The following is a 17,632-nucleotide window of genomic DNA, read 5'->3' on the forward strand; positions in this document are numbered from 1 at the left end:
ATGCATGTAGCCACTTACATAGGAATAGTACACAGCGCCGAAGATCAATTAGCCAAAGCGCTGAAGATGGTAGCATCTAAACACATGGATGAGCCAGATATTCTGCAGACCTGCAAATTACTGGCCTCTTGGTCAGAAGAGCATGAGCAAGGGCTCAGACCTTTCATTGCAAAATACACAGAAGACAGAAGCTCTACTGAACCCAAACGACTGGAGTCTCTTTTCGAGGAAACCCGCACGGGCACCATGGGCATGTTACGTGACCTACATGACCTCTGGCTTTTAACCCAAGAAGTAACTATCTGCTGGAAAGTGATTTTGCAAGCCGCCAGAGCTTTACGTGACAAAGAGTTAGAAACCATTTGTACCCAGTTTGGAGAACAGACTACCAGGCAGTCTCTTTGGCTACAGACCCGCATCAAACAGGCGGCACCGCAAACCTTAGTTGTGGCTTAAGAACAGGTATGCCACATGTATGCCTTGTTGAACTCGGACGTAACATACAGTAAAACACTTGTATGTAGTCAGATTATTCCTTGGTACTTAGGAGATGAAAAGGATGGAGGCAAAGTTCTGAACTGCCCTTATCGACCGTTTTGGTTAAAGTAGCCTTTAAACAGCTAAAGGAGCAGACGCATTCGCTTTTATTCTAAAAAGCTAAAGTCTGCTCTTTTCAGTTATATAAGAACTTGGTTCATGTAAAGGCCTGTATACCAAATCGCATAAACAAGCTTCCATACAGTAAATAACAAAACTTCCGCCCCCTTGGTCTGTCCCCGACAGACCACATGCAAGAAGCCAAACTAGGATACGCGGTTCTTTACGCGTTGGCATGTCAGGGGACAGACCAATGAGAGAGGTTTTTACCTGATGGCGAGTGGTTTAAGCCATTTGGTAATACTTCCTTGATTCAATGAGAAGGTGACTCCTGAGTTATTGATCAGACAAAAAAATGCCTGCCGGTGACAAGCCGGCAGGCAAACAGACAAACAACAAAAAAACTGAAACAAGAAACTAACTTCCGCATGGGGGGCTACGGAAGACAACTCAAAAACTTAATATCGTATACCCGGATGACCGGTAAGTGAATCAAATTCGAAGGTTCCTAAAAAATAACCATCCATCACAAAGCCATCTGTTAAGGTAGTGGATGAGAATTCCATTAGGTTGGAGATGGAAGTAGAAGAATAAGTTCCTATCTTACCAAGCAATGATTGGGCAGTCTGACCTCCGGGCATTTTGGAGCCTTTCAAATCCACGGTTAAGTGAGATTGGCCATGCGTAGCGTTCATTAAACTAGACCCAGAGACGTTCATCTTCATTTGCTTATTATTATGATACAATAATAGCGGGTACAATAGTCTCAAAATAGGAAACAATCACTATAGTAATAACTTGTATATTTTATAAAAAAAATATGATGTTATTAATAAATCAGTTGTAATATATCCTGTAAAGATGAATTAAGGGCTTGTATGAAGGTGTAAGAGCTAAGCTATTGCCTATTTTGTAACAGATTTGCCTCTGTTTTTGGTAGATAAACTATGACCTAATACTTGAAGACTAAAGATACTACCCAACAGTAGCGTGGCAGGAAAGACTAAGAGCCACCAGGCTTCAACTGAAAATCGTGCATTTGCTAACATCTTTCCCCAGGAAGGTACATCTGGCGGAATGCCAATCCCTAAGTAAGCCAGGGTAGATCCAACGCCCAACAAGCCGGAAGCCGCAAAACAAAAGTTCGTCAAAATAGGCCCTTTTAGGGAAGGTAGGATGAAATGCGTGAAGACCCTGTTGAAAGGAATACCCAAGGCCTGTGCAGTTTCATAGTAGGTTCCTTTTTTTAGCTGCAAAACGCCGGCTCTGGCAATGCGGGCAGGAAGCACCCAGTACGTGAGGCTGATCCAACCCACTAAAGTGAAGATGGAAAAGGAAGTAAAGGCGGTAAGGATCAGTAACAATAACAGTTTTGGCAGGGTAGACCAGACATCTATTATCTTCTGCAGACCTGCATCAAAGGGAATGGCTACTAGATTTCTTTTTCTTTGAGGAAAGGAAGCTGAATTTCTTTTTAGAACATAAAAGACGAGAAGAATTCCGCTGGTATAATAAAACCATTTGCTGATTGCATAAGCGGACAAGGGCGGCCACTGGTGGAAAATAGGGTATAGGACAATGTAGGTGCCTACTAGAACAACCAGGGTTAGAAGACGTGCCACGGATATTCTCAAGCCATTATTCCCCAGAATGGCTGCCCCGGTACCTGACAAAATACCCGTAATGGTAGCTGCCACAAGAGGAGGGATGGTGAGAAGCCAGGCGGTACTGCAACTAAGAAATAAATAAAGTAGAACGTCTCTCCCTAACTGGTCAGTACCAAGCAGATGCTCACCCGAAGTGAAAGGAGGAAGGTAGGCTTGTTCTGGAATTGCGACCACCTGCTTTCCTTGCATTACCCAAACGTGCGAAACAAGGGCGGCTAGGGTAAATAGGATTAACCAGGTGATAGCTACTTTTTCTGCTAACGAAAAAGCCGGTTGTGATGCTTCTTTTCCCATGGATTTCCTCAATTGCTTTTCATTCTTGGGTCAAGCAGGCCGTACAGAATTTCTGTAAGCCCCACTACCACCAGCCGGAAGATCAGAAAAAGCAGGGTAAGCCCAACCAGAACCGGGTAATCAGCCGAAAGGATTGATTTTGCCAGTAAACTTCCCAAGCCCGGTAGAGAAAAAGTAATCTCTACCACTAATACGCCCGCCATTAAGCCAATGATCACTTCACTCAGAATGGTTAGGCTGGGAAGTAGCGCGTTGGGCAAAGCATGTTTCTTGATCGTTTTCTGAAAAGGAAGCCCTTTCGCGAGCGCTGTTCTTAGGTACAGAGCTTGCGATTGCGTGACAAGGCTTCGGTGAAACTGTAGCGTAAGGTGCGGAATAATCAACAGCGATATGCAAAGGCTACCAAGTAGAAGGGCCGGTGTATTGAATAGACTAGAAAAGAAGTAACCGTCCTCAAGAGGAAGTGGGGTGAGAACTGAACCGCCCACCATCAAAAATACGCCCAATAAGAAGAGGGCAATCATAAAGGACGGAACGCTGTCTAACATGAAAAGGAACTGCTGGGCTATCCGGGTAAACATACTGGAAGGATGCCTTGTGAACTGTATTCCCGCGAAGTACGAAACCACAATGGCAAAGAGTAAGCCCATCACTCCCAAACTAATTGATACAGCTGCTGACTCCTTTATTTTTAAGGTAACCGCCTGGTAATCTTGTCTAGATACCCCTAAGTCCCCAGCCAGGATCTTCACCATCCAATCATGATACAGGTTATTACTTCCTTGCCAGTGCATAACAGGTAGGTAATACGTGATGGATGAAGGCTGCATTACCAATTTCTGCCAAGAAAAGAGGAGTTGGTTTGAATAGGGTAAAGCAGCAGCGCGTAGTTCACGGGCAACTTCTATTTCCTGGCTTACTCTATCACTAGGTGAATCACTGATTGCCCAGGAGAGTAGAACATTTAACAGGGCCCTTTTCTGGGGCTCTGCTACTTTTTGCCAGCTAAAGTAAAAGTTTTCGGTTTCTTTGACTCCGTGCCAGAGAACAGCCTTTTCAACCCAAAGTTTATCTGTATCGGTTGGGTGTAAACGCTGGGCAACCATCTGGCCTTTTAAGGCTATGCTAAAGTAGAAAAGAGGCTTGTTCAAACCTGTTCTCTCCAGATAGTCACTCCTCACTTCTTCAAGCGTTCCTACATCACTTGCGCCATACACTCCCTGGTCGGCTTCCTCCATCCCCTTGGGGGTATTTGTTGAGGGGAGAAAGCGGCTCATCAGGAAAACAATAGAAGCAGTGATCCAAAGGGGAAAAGCAAATTTTACGAGCTTTAGAAATACATGCAACAAGGACTTTCCCACTTATTTCTTAAAGGAGAATTTGGTCAGATCATAGCCCGGCTTCAGGCTAGATATTACCACCGAATCGATCCGTTTAGATACTGCTATTTTGTTTTTCAGAAAGTAGAGGAAAATCATATTGCTTTCCTCCTGCATTTTCTGCTGGAGAGATTTCAGCAACCGGGCTTTCTCTGCCGGACGTTCCTCTACCGCAATTTTCTCAAGAAGAGCATCGGTTTCTGCATTGCCGAAGCTAGTTACATTACTGCCTCCTTCTTTTGCATTAGAGGTATGAAAAAAAGGAATGAGATTATAGGAGAATGGATTGCCTGATATGGTTCTGAAGTAGAGATCGAACTTCCTGCTTTGCAGCCTATCACTTATTTGGCTGCTTTCCAGAACCTGTAAAGTCACCGGAATACCTACACTTTGGGCATTTTGCTGAAACAGTACACCTAGGTTTTCAAAATCTGTGTTTCCTGCCCTATGCAACAACTCCAATTTCAATTGTCTAACTCTGCCCCCAATTTTTTTGTGCCAACCTGCCGGGGTTTGCTGCCAGCCCGCAGCCAGTAACAGTGCTTTCGCTTTCTCTTTGTCAAACTTGAAAGCGGGTAAATCTGCGTTATAGTATTCTTTTGCTTGTGGATGCACAATACCAATGCTGGGAGTTGCCAAGCCTCCTTGTAGAGAATTCACAATCTGTGGTATGTTTACCAAATGTGCCAGGGCTTGTCTGGTTAAACGATCATTCAGAAGTTGATTTTGTCCGTTCATACCCATAAATACAAGTTCATAGGAAGAAGGAGTGTAAAAGTTGAAGAGTTTCTGGTACTTCTTATCATTCCGCATTTCAAGAAAGGAGACCAGAGGAATATTGTCCATCAAATCAAGCTGCTGCGCTTTTAAAGCTAAAATTGCGGCGGCATTGTCTGGTACCACTTGAATTTGAATGCGTGAAGGATTGGCTTGTAATGCTTTAACAACGGGGTTAAGATTATCGCCCCACCAGGATTTCTTTTTATCCAGAATGATTGACTGCCCAGAACTCCATCTGGAAAGTTTGTAGGGGCCGCTTCCTTTCACCAGAGAAGTGTCCCTTGCCATGCTCGGGTTTTCAATAGCAGAAGCAAGGGCCTTAAAAGTGGAAGTCTGTGCCAAAGAGTCAAATTTCTCCCTAACTAATTTAAAAGGGACAGCCTTCAATAAGCCCTTAGGATCTAACAGATAGGAGGGAAGAACAAAAAAATCGCCCGTCATCAGTTTCATTTCAGGGGTGTAGCCCGAACAAACCAAGGTGAAGCTTCTTTGATCCTCTTTAGAGAATTGGATGTCTTTGATAAAGTCAAATTGTGCCCGGGAACGCTCGTTTTCAAGGTTCGGGCTATGCAATAATTTGAGAGAGAAGGCTACATCCTGCGCGCTTACGGGAGTGCCATTATCCCATTTAGCCTCTGGGCGTATGGTAAAGCTAAAATACGTAACCGAATCTTCTCGCCTGATACTTGGTAAATCAGACGCAAGCAAAGGTTGAATAGCTTGGGTGGCTAAGTCAACCGTTAGAAGGCTCTGGTGAATATAGTTTAATATTTGGAGAGCGGGTGCATTGCCGTAGCTGAGGGGATGCAAAGACTCTGGGTCCTGAGCAAATCTAACAGTAATCCCTGAGTCTGAAGAAGGAGAAGAGCAGGATAAAAGCCATAAAAAAAATAAGCTAAGGCTTTTTGCGCATTTGTTTTTCATATAGAGCAGTAAGTACGGTCATACGTCATGCTCAATATTACAAAACTTGCCTCAAAAAGCCTTAGCTCACTTGCAGTACTCATACAGATAGGATAAATCAAACTGTATGAACTATATAAGGAGAATTAGTCTCTTGTGTCCCAGTTACCAGTTCCACCACGGCTAGGCTCGGTAGTAGTAGTGGTCGTCTCAGTACTGGTTGTCTGAGCTGAAGCTGCAGTTCTAACAGTAGTTGTTGAGCTTTTCTCATTAACCTTTTTATCAGTTGTACCTCCATTTAACAAAGCAAGTTGAAGGAGAAGGGCGAGTAGTAAATCTATCATGGCGTTTTTAAATATTTAAAGTATACAACAAATGTGGGGGTTTGATTCCTGTATAGAAAGGAAATATTATATAGAAACGTAACTAGGATAATATTTATAATATATATTAAAATAGTAATATAAATTTATACTAAATCTATTTCTTTGCTAGAAAGGAATGAAAAGACTATACTCTTCAGATATTTATTAAAACAAAAAAATTATATTTAAGTTTCTTTCGTATTGTTGAAGGCAAATGTAGCTCAAGATTTTTTTAAATTTCTAGTATTAATGGAAGAATTAGTAAAACTGGTGCAAATTATTGAGAAAAGAGGAGGCATGCCGAGCCACCTATTTACCAGTAATTCTAAAGAAAAGCAGTTATATAATGAAATATTAGTAGGTACTATTAAGGATGAATCTTCAGCAAATCTAATCCTTTATTCAAACGGACCAGATAAAGGTGGTTTGAAGATGGTTAAATCCAGACTCAGGAAGAAGCTGATGAATCAGCTTTTTTTTAATGATGAGAACATAGGAAATAACCAAGGATCACATGCCGTTGAACAAAGTTGTTTGGCAAAATTCTTACAGGCTAGAGTTTTATTAGATGCCGGAGCTAATAATCTTGCTCTACCACTTTTAAAGCAAGCTCTTTCTAAGTCTATTGAGTTTGATCTTACTTATATTTCCTCTTTATGTTTAAGAGCAATCATACAGTCCTACGTAAACTTAAAGGAAACTTCCTTATTTTATAAAGCAGTAGATCAACTGAAAGATATATCCTCTAAACTGGCTGCTGACCAGGAATCAGAAATGATTTTCTCTGAAGCTAATATAGAGCTAAGTCGTTCAATAGTAGCTCGAAAAGAGTATCTGCAGAGGGTTGATCAGGTGTTAGATAAAATGAATAAGATATGGCAAGAAGCAAGAACTTTTGAGACGTTCAATAATTACTACAGACTATCCATGTGGCTACACGAGTTAAACGGAGATTTTGACCAAATTGTTAATTTAACAGATAGATCTGAGCAAATTTTAAAAGAGTATAAGAATGTAGCCAAAAGATTCGATCACAGGTACAATCATTATATACAGGTTTACGCCCACTTAAGAGCTAAAAAACTGGAACAAGGTCTTGCTCTGGCTAGTGCGTATCTACCTTCCTTTAACCCTTCCAGTAACAATTGGTTTGCCTACATGGAGAACTATACTTTGCTGGCAATACACGCCAAGAAGTATGAAGTAGCCCATATGTTGCTGCACCAGGTGCAGGAAAATCCTTTTATTAAGAAGATAAATAAACTTGCTCAGGAAAGATGGACTTTGTTTGAAGCGTATTTGCAGTTTATTGCCCCAGAAAAGGAAAATCCATTGAAATGGCAAAGCCTGGTGCTCAACGCACCCTCGTACAGTAAAGACAAGGAAGGATTTAACGTGGCCATTCTTATTTTGCAAGTGATGTATTACCTAGAAATAGCTGATTATGAAGGATTAGAATATAGGGTGGATTCCTTGAAGAAGTATGCTCAACATCATTTCAAGGACAGCTTCAGCGAGCGTAGTAGAATCTTCTTCAAACTTCTAACGGTGTTGGTAAGTTCTAATTTTGACTATGCAAATACTTATAAGAAGGGCAATAGTTTATACCAAAAATTGCAAAAAACCCCAACCCCAGGTGATGCTTATGCAGAGATAGAGATTATTCCTTATGAGCATTTATGGGAATTAGTGCTGGAACGAATAAAAGCCGGAGATATGTATGCAAAGTAAAATGAGCTTGCATTTTATGAACTAAGATATGTAATAACAAGGACTAGTTAGCTAATGTCCTTAGTGTTACAGTTTAACTATTACTATTCAGAAAATATGCTGAAAATGACAGATTCATTTAATTAAATGATCTTCTTGTATTAAATTAAAAATAATTTAAGTTTTTACATCATTTGAAGCAATATAAGTAGAGAAACAGCAAAGTGCTTTGAGTTACTTAATGAGAGATGATAGTGCATGAAAATTAATTTTAGCTTCATGCTTTTACTTTAATCAAAATTGTATTCGGTAGCCCAAGTAGGGGTATATTCCTAATTGGTAATAGCTCTTTCCTACGTTTTCTTCCATATCCCATCCATAATATAGTTCGTTTTTTCTGTTAAGGAAGTTGTCTGCTGCAACAAAAATCCACTGTGTAGTTTTCTTAGTGTTTAGTTGATAAGAAACACGGAGATCAGTCCGGAAATAGTTTCTGAGTTTGGGTTTATAGGCGTTTTCAACTTCGTAATAGATCCTGTCAGTGGGTTCATTGATAGTTCTCACGCTATCAATAGGAATGTACCTTCTTCCGCCAGCGTAGTTAATTCTTAAATCAAGCGAAAGATGATGTTTGTTTTCATGATCTAACTTAATTTCTTTTCCTAGTAATAGGTTGGAAATAAAGCCTATACTGAAAGCTGTATTTCTTTCTATATCATCTCCGCCCGTAAACGTTGATTTCAAAAGGGAGAGATTTCCTAAAGCATAAAAGCCTTTCTTCAGGAACCGTTCGGCGGTAAGTTCAATTCCGTAGTTTTTCCCGGTTCCGGTACTCACAACGCTGTCTACGGTCACAAAACTGTAATCAGTTCCCAGGTTTAACATAGAGAAAGCTTCTTCTCCTTCTCGCTTGCTTACCGGGACTTTGTAGTGGTATTGGTAATAGGTCTCTGCCTTTAACCGCCAATTTGAGTTGATGGAGTAGTTATATCCTAAAACCGCTTGACGGCTTCTGGTAAAATCTAGTTGGTTGTAGGGTTGGTTGAAAACAGGCTGTTCTTGCGAAAAGAAGCGATATTCGTAATAAACCAGTGGTTGGGTCTGGCTGTGTAAACCGGCAGAAAGATAGATTTTCTGTGCATCGGTTAGATAATAGTCAAAAGAGATTCTGGGCTCTATGGCTACCCGTTGGCCAATGGAAAATTTCTGGGCGTATAAACCGGTCTGAATATCCAGTTGAGGGGTAATCGAGTATTTAGACAGAACGTAGCCTTGTAGAAGGGTGGCAGAACCTTCGGCATCTAACGGGATCTCGTACACCTCTCTAGGATATTGAAATATGATTTCCTGATTGTTGTAGAACATTTTCTGCCAGGAAATCCCGCTTTTCAGCAACAAGCGGGGTGTAGGTTTGTGGGTTACGTTAAACCTGGTAATGAGTTGCTTTTCGTAATTGCGCAGATAATAGAAAAATCTGGTGGTAAGATCTCTGAAAGTAGCAAAAGTGTTAGCCTCTACTTGGCTGCTAGATGTTGAGATGATGAGTTCTGTGACGGTCTTTGGGATATTTGTATAGGTGTGATGAAGCCCAAACGCAAACATTTGGTTGTCTAAGATGGGTTCTAGTCTGTACTGAACTTTCCCCCAGGTGGTAGTGTCTTCGTCTATCTCATCAATGGTAATGCTGCTACTGCCGGCAATGCCCCAGGCCGAGAATTTACCTGCTTTAGGCGTAGGTAAAACTATTTTAAAGGAACCATCTTGGTAGCGGGGACGCCCTTCATAACCTGTATTCACCCCCAATGCATCTAGTGGACGGAATGTGAAGAGACGCATGCTGCCCAAAAAAGAGCCGCCCCATCTTTTCATCAATGGTCCTTCGGTGACCACTTCCATGCCGTTCAGGCCCATTTGGAGCGCATTCTCTACTTTCTTGTTGTTGCCCTCGCGTAGTTTGATATCCATGACAGCCCCAATCCGGTTGCCGTATTCGGCAGGGAAGGCACCCGTTAGAAAATCTGAGTTGGCCAGCAGGTTATTGTTCAGCATACTGAAACCTCCTCCGGTGTTGGGGGTGAAGGTGAAATGGTTAGGATTGGGAATTTCCACACCTTCCAAACGCCATAGAACTCCTAAAGGGGAATTTCCCCGCACAATAATATCATTCCGTTGATCTGATGCACTGGCAACGCCCGCATAATTGGCTGCCATTCGGCTGGGATCTTGGCGGGAGCCGGCAAATCTATTTACTTCGTCTGTTCTGAGGGTATGGACACTGGAGGAAATCAGTTGGTTTTGAGGAAGTGATTTGTCTCTCTCGGCCACTACCAGCACCTCTTCCTGTTGAACAAAGCTTTCTTCCAGTTGAACAGAGATGACGGTTTCTTTGCCAGAAACAACCATGAAATTGCTTACTTCCGCTTCTTTATACCCTAGGTAGGTGACTTTAAGAGAGTGTCTGCCAATGGGAAGCTTCTCCAGAACAAAGGAACCATCTACGCCCGTACTCACCGCCCGCACCGGATCCATAGAAACAAGAGAGACAGTTGCGCCAATCAGTGGTGTTTTAAGTCCGGCGTCCAGCACGGTGCCTCGTAAGTTTTGCGTATAAGCTTTGAGAGGAAGTGGGGGGGCGCTACTTACATTCTTTGGTTTTAAAACGATCTGTTCGCCAATGAATTGGAAAGTAAGATTAGCGCAGGCGCTCAAAGCCTGGAGAGCCTTCTCCAAAGGCAGCGACGTTGCCGAGCAGGAAATTCTTGAAGTAAGCGGTAGCTGGTTATTGATGTAAGAGAAATTCAGAGAATACCGCTTTTGCAGATCTTCCAATACTTGCTCCAGCGGGGTACTTTGGTAATGAAAAGACACAGATGTTGCCGGTAATTCTTGTGCCTCTGAATTCAGATGGGAGAAGATCAGGAAAACAAGCCAAAAACAGAGGCAAATTTGTCTAAACAAAACCAGCAGGTTGAAAAGTAAGGAAGTTGGAAAGCACCGGAAATCCGTTTGCTAATTTCTGAAATTCAGGAATATTTCCAAAGCACTATACAGATATTATAGCATCTTTCCTTAGTAGTATGGTACATTTTCAATGAAGTAACGCAATGATAATATTTAAAATACCTCAAATTAGGAAATCGTTTTTAACCTTATTTGGTAAAACAGGCGCAAAAGCAAGTAAGCTCATGGAATATGGGTGTTTGTAAACTGAACAGTTGTTTCTTGCTTGGTTTTCTGAAAGTAGGTTGGAAACGATTACTCAGTCAATTACCACCTGTCTTATTACTGATAAGAATCACAGAATGTGTAAGTTAGTTACAATGAAAGCAGCCCGAGGAGATTCTCGGGCTGCTTTTGAATTAATTATCATGTAGTACTTTCCCTGAGCCTGTGGTGCTGGAAGAGACCAGTTGAGGGGAGCCTCGGTAATAGATGTTTCCGCTGCCGCTTATGGTGGCTTCTAGAATTCTATTTACCCAAAGCTGTTGGTTTCCAGATCCGGTTGAATTGGCCTTCACTGTGTCAGCATGAAGGAAAAAACCTAAAATTCTTCCTGAACCAGTTAACGTGGTTTCCAGTTTCCCACAGAAACCTTCCAGGTCAACATCTCCGGAACTAGTGTGCAAGACCTTTATTCTGTCTGTGCTGCCCAGGTATCTGATAGAGCCGGAGCCGGAAAGTCTGATCTGTAAATCTTTGACGGAAGGCACCGCCTGGATTCTCATCAGACCTGAACCTTGCAGCTCGGCCTTTTCCAGGTCGGGCAGGGTAATGTACACATTGGTTTCCTCATCAGAATACTGTAAACAGGAGCCTGAACTAATAATCAGGGTGTTTCCTACCACCTCAGTCTTTATCTGAGAAAGCAGGTTGGCGTAACTCTCCACCTTCACTTTCACCTCCGGGCCAGCGGAGAGGTACACATTTCCGCCAATCCGCATGTCTACTCCGGTAAAAGGAGGAACGTCTCGGGCTTCAGATTTGGTTTGGCCTGTTCCCTCTAAACACGGACCGTCGCCCAGAATGTCACAAGCGGTGAAGAAAGCGAAGGAACAGAAATACAAAAAGTAACGAACGCTTCTGCTTAAATGCATGACTGTGCTCTAAATACCTTGCCCGGTAAAAGGTACTTATTGACAACCAGCGCCTTCAATGGTGTACCCGTTCTGAGTATGCTTTACTTTCAAATCTGAGGAAGCAACCAAGACGGACAGAATTTCGCTCAACTCCGGATTCTCAAAGGTACCCGTGAAAGTACAGGCTTGCAGTTTCTGGTCAGATACCTTCACCGGAACTTTGAAATACTGCGCTAATTGCTGGGCCACAGCCTTGATAGAAGTGTTTTCAAACACCAGGGAACGCCAAGGGGTAGCCGTAGCTTCTACCGTCTGTCTTTTGGCAAGCTGGCCGTTGGCCGATAACTCTCCGGTGTACCCGGGGGTAAGCAGCACCTGCTGTTTGTCTTTGAGGGAGGAGAAGGCTACTTTTCCCGTAACTACCGCTACTGAAACATTGGGCTCTTCCTGCTTGGCTCTCACGTTGAAGGAGGTACCCAATACCTTGGTCTGAGCGTTTCTGCTTTTCACTACGAAAGGCTGTTTGGGGTTTTTCCGGACTTCAAAAAAACCTTCTCCTACTAATTCCACCTGGCGCTCAGCCCCATTGAAAGCTGTCTGGTACTTAAGGGTAGAATTCTCATTGAGCGTAACCTGACTGCTGTCTGGCAGATAGATGAGTTGTCTTTCACCGGCGGCCGTAGCCACCTGTGTCCAGGCAGAAGAGGAGCCGTTAAACTGCAAATACCCTAACCAAGCCAGACCGGCAGCCAGTACAAAGGCGGCGGCATACTTGTATAGGGTATTCCAGGGAGAGAGCTGTCTGACAACGGTGGTGGTGGGTTCTTCTGAGACCTCGTCCGTTGATGGGACCAGCGGAATCACTTTGGTTTCCGTTGGGAAGTCTAGTTTGGCGCTCAATTTAGACCAGGCGGCGTCTGCATTCGGCTGGAAGGTCTGGTTTTGTTCGGTGCCAACCTGGTCCCAAACTTCCAGGGCGTCGGTCCATTGTTGGGTGTGCGCCTCATCTTCGTTTAGCCAGGTAGAAAACTCAACCTGTTCTTCCTCTGTGAGTTCTCCGCGCAAAGCTTTAGCCATCAAGACCCATTCCGGATTCTCGTGGGTGTTTGGTTTTGTTTGTGTCATGGTAGTGTTAGTGTCGTGGTGTCTGTATGACAGCTAAAAGGAGGGTAACCCCTATGCCCACTTCAGAAATTTGTTAAGCTAATGTTAAAGTTTTGCTTGGTTAGGCTAAACTTGTTAAGAGAGAAGAAGTTAAAAGTAAAAACAACAGTTGCTCCCGTAAAATGCGCAACGCTTTTCCCATTTGGTTTTCCACTGTTTTGGGCGAAAGTTGAAGCGTTTCGGCTATTTCTTTGTAGGTTAATTCCTCAAAACGGCTCATCTCAAAAATAAGGCGGCATTGGGGCGGTAACTCATTCAACGCCTGCTGAATACGGCCTTCCATCTCCGTTCCGGCTAACAGCTCCATGGTCGTGTTGGCCGAAAGGGTCGCTTCAAACGGAGTGGTGTCTTCTGCCAGAACCAGGCGTTTCTGTTTCTCCAGGTAGTTTAAGGCTTGGTTTGTCACCGACCGGATGAGGTAAGCTTTATAGGACGTTGTGACCTCCAGCACCTCGCGGTTCTGCCAGATTTTGCAGAAAACTTCCTGCACTAAATCTTCGGCAGACTCCGTGTCTTTGGTAAAACGTACGGCTGTTCTGCATAATAAACCGTAGTACTGTTTGAAAAGCGTTTCCATGAACAGCTTTTCGTTTGTTTTGAGCAGGTTATGCAATTCCTGGTCTTGGGTAAGTATTGGTGTACCCATAATAGTAAAGTTAAGTGTACTGCAAAATTATAAGAATCAGAAAGTTATCCTATGTTTTACACGTATAATTAAAATTTAACAGCTTAATACATAGTAAATCGTTTATTTAGAGCGATTAAATGATTTAACTGAAGGCAGTGCTGCCCCTATGATGCAAACAACTCTTAAAAATGACCCGAAAGTCATGAAGGCCTGGTGCTTTTATGATTGGGCCAATTCTGTTTATTCGCTTGTAATAACCACCGCCATTTTCCCTATTTATTATGTGGCCATTACCAAAGGAGACAATGGCGATGTGGTCCGTTTCTTTGGGATAGAAATTTCGGCTTCGGTGCTGTATAGTTATGCCTTAACGGGGGCTTTCCTGACCATTGCTTTCCTGAGTCCGCTGCTCACCGCCATTGCTGATTACGGCGGAAATAAAAAGAACTTCATGCGGTTCTTCTGTTACATGGGCTCCACCGCCTGCATGGGTCTTTTCTTTTTCACCCAGGATACCTTCTCCATCTCAGTGTTGCTGTTCATGGTGGCGGCCATCGGGTTCAGCGGAAGTATCGTCTTTTATAATTCCTACCTGCCGGAAATTGCCACCGAAGACAACTTTGATAAATTGAGCGCGCGCGGCTTTTCACTGGGCTACATTGGGAGTATGCTGCTGCTGATCTTCTCCCTGGCCTTGGTGCTGAATGCCGAAAAGCTTGGCATTGAGGATGCTGGTTTGCCGCCGCGCATTTCATTCCTGATTACGGGACTCTGGTGGTTCGGCTTCTCGCAGTATTCGTTTGCGTACCTGCCTAATAACCCCTACAAGAAGAGAGCCGAAGGAAACTATCTACTGAACGGGTTCAAGGAACTGGGAAGAGTGGTGAGTTTATTGAAAGAACTGCCTCTGCTTAAACGTTTCTTGATCGCGTTCTTTTTTTATAACATGGGCGTGCAGACCGTGATGTACGTGGCTTCCCTTTTCGGCTCTAAAGAACTGAACTTACCTGATAACGCTTTAATCACCGTGCTGCTGATCATTCAGGCCGTGGCAATTGGCGGAGCCTATTTCTTTGCCTGGCTCTCGGGGAAAGTAGGTAACACCATGGCCTTAATGTGGGCAGTAGTGGTGTGGGTGGGCATTACCATTGGAGCTTACTTTGTCACTACCGGCAACCAATATTATGTGCTGGCATTTGTGGTGGGTGCCGTGATGGGAGGAGTGCAGTCGCTTTCTCGGTCTACGTACAGCAAGCTGCTGCCCGAAACCACCGACCATGCCTCTTTCTTTAGTTTCTATGATATCTGCGACAAAGTGGGCTTAGCCCTGGGCACGCTGGTCTTCGGGATTACCGAGCAAATCTTCGGGTCTATGCGCAACAGCATCCTTACCTTGCTAGTCTTCTTTGTCATCGGCTTGGCTTTGTTGTTTTCCATCAGAACCCGCAAACTGGCACCCGTTGAACCATCGGCGATGTAGCATATGAAACGCCTCTTAAACGAAGAAAGGCATCCATCAACGGATGCCTTTCTTCGTTTAAGAGGCGTTTTTGGAAAAACAGCAGATAAGCGCTATTTCTTGCCGTACACTTTCTTGCCGTACACTTTCTCACCGTACACTTTCTCGCCGTTTATGTAGGTGCTAACCACTTTCACGTCTCTGATCGCTTCGGGTTTGATGGTCATAATGTCCTGATCCAGGATCACGAAATCGGCTACTTTGCCGGGCTCAATACTACCTTTCTGCTTTTCCTCAAAGTTGGAATAAGCAGCCCAGATAGTGGTGCCCTTCAAGGCTTCTTCGCGGGTTAAGGCGTTCTCCATCTGGAAACCTCCTTCAGGGTAATTCTTCGCATCTTGGCGGGCAATGGCCGCGTGAAAACCATACAGCGGATTGATGTGCTCCACCGGGAAATCAGAACCCAACGGAAGGATGTTGTTTTGCTGTAACAAGGCTTTAAACGCGTAGGCGTGTTTTACCCGGTCCAACCCTAAACGCTCGCTGGCCCAGTACATGTCTGAGGTAGCATGCGTAGGCTGCACCGATGGTAAAATGCTGTACTTGCCAAACAACGGCACGTCTGCGGGGTTAACCACCTGGGCATGTTCAATACGCCAGCGACGGTCGTTTTTGCCTTTCAGGTTATCGCCGTAAATGTGGAGGATAATCCGGTTGGCAGAATCCCCGATGGCGTGCGTATTCATCTGGAAATTATGCTGGTACAATTCGGCCGCCAGGTCTTTGTACTCCTGCACCGTTGACAACAGGAAGCCCGTTTCATTAGGCCGGTCTGAATACGGATGCAGCAAGCACGCCCCTCTGGAACCCAACGCTCCATCACCGTACACTTTGAACGAGCGCACGTTCATTCTTTCTGACGTGTAAGGACCGTTTTTAAAGTAATGGTTCTTGTTTTCGGGGGTAGGGCTGAGCATGGCGTACACCCGGAGGCGCATTTCTCCGGCTTTTTGCAGAGAATCCATGTGGTCTACGGCGCTTTTATCAAGACCGGCATCTACCACGGTGGTAATCCCAACGGCAAATAAGTTCTGCTCCGCTTCCTTTAAGACGGCGGTAAGTTCTTTCACAGAGGGCATCGGGATTTTCTCTGACGCCTGGTCGCCGGCGTTGTCTACCAGAATGCCGGTGGGTTTGCCGTTTTTCACTTCCACGCGTCCGCCGGTCACCTGGGTTTGCGCCGTGATGCCCGCTAAGTCCAAGGCTTTTTGGTTGGCTAGGTAAGCATGCCCGTCTACCCGCTGAATGAGCACCGGAACATCTGGGAAAAGTTGGTCCAGTGTATCTTTGGTAGGAAATTGCTTCTCCGGCCAGTCATTCTGATCCCAACCGCGGCCGGTCAGCCAGGTGGCGTTCGGGTGTTCCTGCCGTTGTTTCTGCAGGCGCTGAATGACTTCGGCAAAAGAAGTAGTGCCCACCAGATCGGCCTCGCGCAGGTTCATGGCGTAGCGGAAGAAGTGGGCGTGCGCGTCAATCAAGCCGGGGTAAACCGGTTTGCCGTGCGCGTCTACCTCTTCGGTGGCCTTGTATTTCTGCCGAAGCGCCTCTGAAGATCCTACTTCCAGGATCTTGCCTTCCTTCACGGCAAATGCCTGGGCTTTCTCAAAGCCTTGGTTCACCGTATAGACATTGGCATTGTAGACCAACAGGTCTGCTTTTTCACCAGATGTACAGGAAGAAAGGAGAGAGAGCCCTAAACAGGCCGTCAGTCCCAGGTGTTGCCACTTCTTAATCATAGCGCAGGTGTTTCACAGATTCACCAGAGTCACGCAGTTCCATCAAGGAATCTATGCCAATCTGGAGGTGCTTGGTCACGAAATCGGCGGTGATGCGCAGGTCGCTTTCGGCGGTTTTCACGCCGTCTGGGGTCATGGGGTTGTCAGACACCAGCAGCAAAGCGCCGTGCGGGATGTCGTTCATGAAACCAACCACAAAGATGGTGGCCGTTTCCATGTCCACGCCCAACGCACGTATAGAGCGTAAGTATTCCTTGAACTCCTCGTCATGTTCCCACACGCGGCGGTTGGTGGTATATACCGTCCCGGTCCAGTAGTCCATCTCGTGTTTTTTGATCATGGACGAAACCGCCCGCTGCAAGCGGAAGGAGGGAAGGGCCGGAATTTCCGGTGGAAGATAATCATCTGACGTTCCTTCACCCCGGATGGCCGCGATGGGCAGAATTAAATCTCCTAACTTAGACTTCTTCAAACCGCCGCATTTGCCCAGAAACAACGCCGCCTTTGGTTTAATGGCAGAAAGAAGATCCATGACGGTAGCCGCCATGGCGCTTCCCATCCCGAAGTTGATAATGGTGATGTTATGGGCCGTGGCGGTCTGCATGGGTTTGTCAGAACCTTTGATCTCCACCTCAAACTGCTCGGCGAACATCACTACATAATTAAGGAAGTTGGTTAATAGAATGTATTCGCCAAACTCATTGAGCGGCCTGCCCGTGTACCGGGGAAGCCAGTTCTCTACAATCTCCTGTTTTGTCTTCATAGTTTCTTTTGGTTCGATTTTCAGAAAAAGGGCCTTAAACCGTCTGCTCTG

At 44.7% G+C, this 17,632-nt stretch carries 13 protein-coding genes and 1 pseudogene; 3 read left to right on the forward strand and 11 right to left on the reverse strand.

The features are described 5' to 3' along the window. Positions 1–456, forward strand: a complete 456-nt coding sequence (locus ACY0JR_RS11550; RefSeq protein WP_462634244.1) for a molybdopterin oxidoreductase — start codon at positions 1–3, stop codon at positions 454–456. A gap of 1,046 nt (positions 457–1,502) precedes the next feature. On the opposite strand, the gene ACY0JR_RS11555 is transcribed toward ACY0JR_RS11550, so the two are convergent. The 4 genes from ACY0JR_RS11555 to ACY0JR_RS11570 form a co-directional block, all read right to left on the reverse strand. Then, on the reverse strand, positions 1,503–2,558 hold the full coding sequence (locus ACY0JR_RS11555; protein WP_462634245.1) for an ABC transporter permease: 1,056 nt from the start codon (positions 2,556–2,558) through the stop codon (positions 1,503–1,505). An 8-nt stretch (positions 2,559–2,566) separates the two neighbouring features. Then, on the reverse strand, positions 2,567–3,796 hold the full coding sequence (locus tag ACY0JR_RS11560; protein ID WP_462634246.1) for an ABC transporter permease: 1,230 nt from the start codon (positions 3,794–3,796) through the stop codon (positions 2,567–2,569). A gap of 123 nt (positions 3,797–3,919) precedes the next feature. Then, positions 3,920–5,641, reverse strand: a complete 1,722-nt coding sequence (locus ACY0JR_RS11565) for an ABC transporter substrate-binding protein (protein WP_462634247.1) — start codon at positions 5,639–5,641, stop codon at positions 3,920–3,922. 125 nt (positions 5,642–5,766) lie between these two features. Next, the gene (locus ACY0JR_RS11570) at positions 5,767–5,964 is read right to left on the reverse strand and encodes a hypothetical protein (RefSeq protein WP_462634248.1); all 198 of its coding nucleotides are present in this window, start codon (positions 5,962–5,964) and stop codon (positions 5,767–5,769) included. 270 nt (positions 5,965–6,234) lie between these two features. Between ACY0JR_RS11570 and ACY0JR_RS11575 the strand changes: the two genes are divergently transcribed. Next, positions 6,235–7,716 carry a protein kinase family protein gene (locus ACY0JR_RS11575; protein ID WP_462634249.1) on the forward strand — a complete coding sequence of 494 codons (1,482 nt, stop codon included), beginning with the start codon at positions 6,235–6,237 and terminating at the stop codon, positions 7,714–7,716. Positions 7,717–7,989: 273 nt separating this feature from the next. On the opposite strand, the gene ACY0JR_RS11580 is transcribed toward ACY0JR_RS11575, so the two are convergent. The 5 genes and pseudogenes from ACY0JR_RS11580 to ACY0JR_RS11600 all read right to left on the reverse strand — a co-directional run bounded on the left by ACY0JR_RS11580 (position 7,990) and on the right by ACY0JR_RS11600 (position 13,581). Beyond that, positions 7,990–10,281 (reverse strand): TonB-dependent receptor, encoded by a 2,292-nt coding sequence (locus ACY0JR_RS11580; RefSeq protein WP_462634323.1) that lies wholly within the window; start codon positions 10,279–10,281, stop codon positions 7,990–7,992. A gap of 132 nt (positions 10,282–10,413) precedes the next feature. Then, positions 10,414–10,563: pseudogene (locus ACY0JR_RS11585) on the reverse strand (hypothetical protein); the annotation flags it as partial. A 491-nt stretch (positions 10,564–11,054) separates the two neighbouring features. Next, positions 11,055–11,789, reverse strand: a complete 735-nt coding sequence (locus ACY0JR_RS11590; RefSeq protein ID WP_462634250.1) for a head GIN domain-containing protein — start codon at positions 11,787–11,789, stop codon at positions 11,055–11,057. A 36-nt stretch (positions 11,790–11,825) separates the two neighbouring features. After that, positions 11,826–12,896: a FecR family protein gene (locus ACY0JR_RS11595; protein ID WP_462634251.1), complete on the reverse strand. Its 1,071-nt coding sequence runs from the start codon at positions 12,894–12,896 to the stop codon at positions 11,826–11,828. A gap of 100 nt (positions 12,897–12,996) precedes the next feature. Beyond that, positions 12,997–13,581: an RNA polymerase sigma-70 factor gene (locus ACY0JR_RS11600; protein ID WP_462634252.1), complete on the reverse strand. Its 585-nt coding sequence runs from the start codon at positions 13,579–13,581 to the stop codon at positions 12,997–12,999. Between the two features lie 148 nt (positions 13,582–13,729). Here ACY0JR_RS11600 and ACY0JR_RS11605 point away from each other — a divergent pair, with 148 nt between their 5' ends. After that, positions 13,730–15,043: an MFS transporter gene (locus tag ACY0JR_RS11605; protein ID WP_462634253.1), complete on the forward strand. Its 1,314-nt coding sequence runs from the start codon at positions 13,730–13,732 to the stop codon at positions 15,041–15,043. A 92-nt stretch (positions 15,044–15,135) separates the two neighbouring features. Here the strand turns inward: ACY0JR_RS11605 and ACY0JR_RS11610 are convergent, their stop codons facing one another. Both ACY0JR_RS11610 and ACY0JR_RS11615 read right to left on the reverse strand, forming a co-directional pair. Next, a complete protein-coding gene (locus ACY0JR_RS11610) occupies positions 15,136–16,818 on the reverse strand; it encodes an amidohydrolase (protein WP_462634254.1) in 1,683 nt (560 codons plus the stop codon). Then, positions 16,811–17,581 (reverse strand): AMP nucleosidase, encoded by a 771-nt coding sequence (locus ACY0JR_RS11615; RefSeq protein ID WP_462634255.1) that lies wholly within the window; start codon positions 17,579–17,581, stop codon positions 16,811–16,813. The genes ACY0JR_RS11610 and ACY0JR_RS11615 overlap by 8 nt, the downstream gene beginning before the upstream one ends. Positions 17,582–17,632: the final 51 nt, after the last annotated feature.

The organism is Rufibacter sp. JT3400010 (assembly GCF_054956755.1).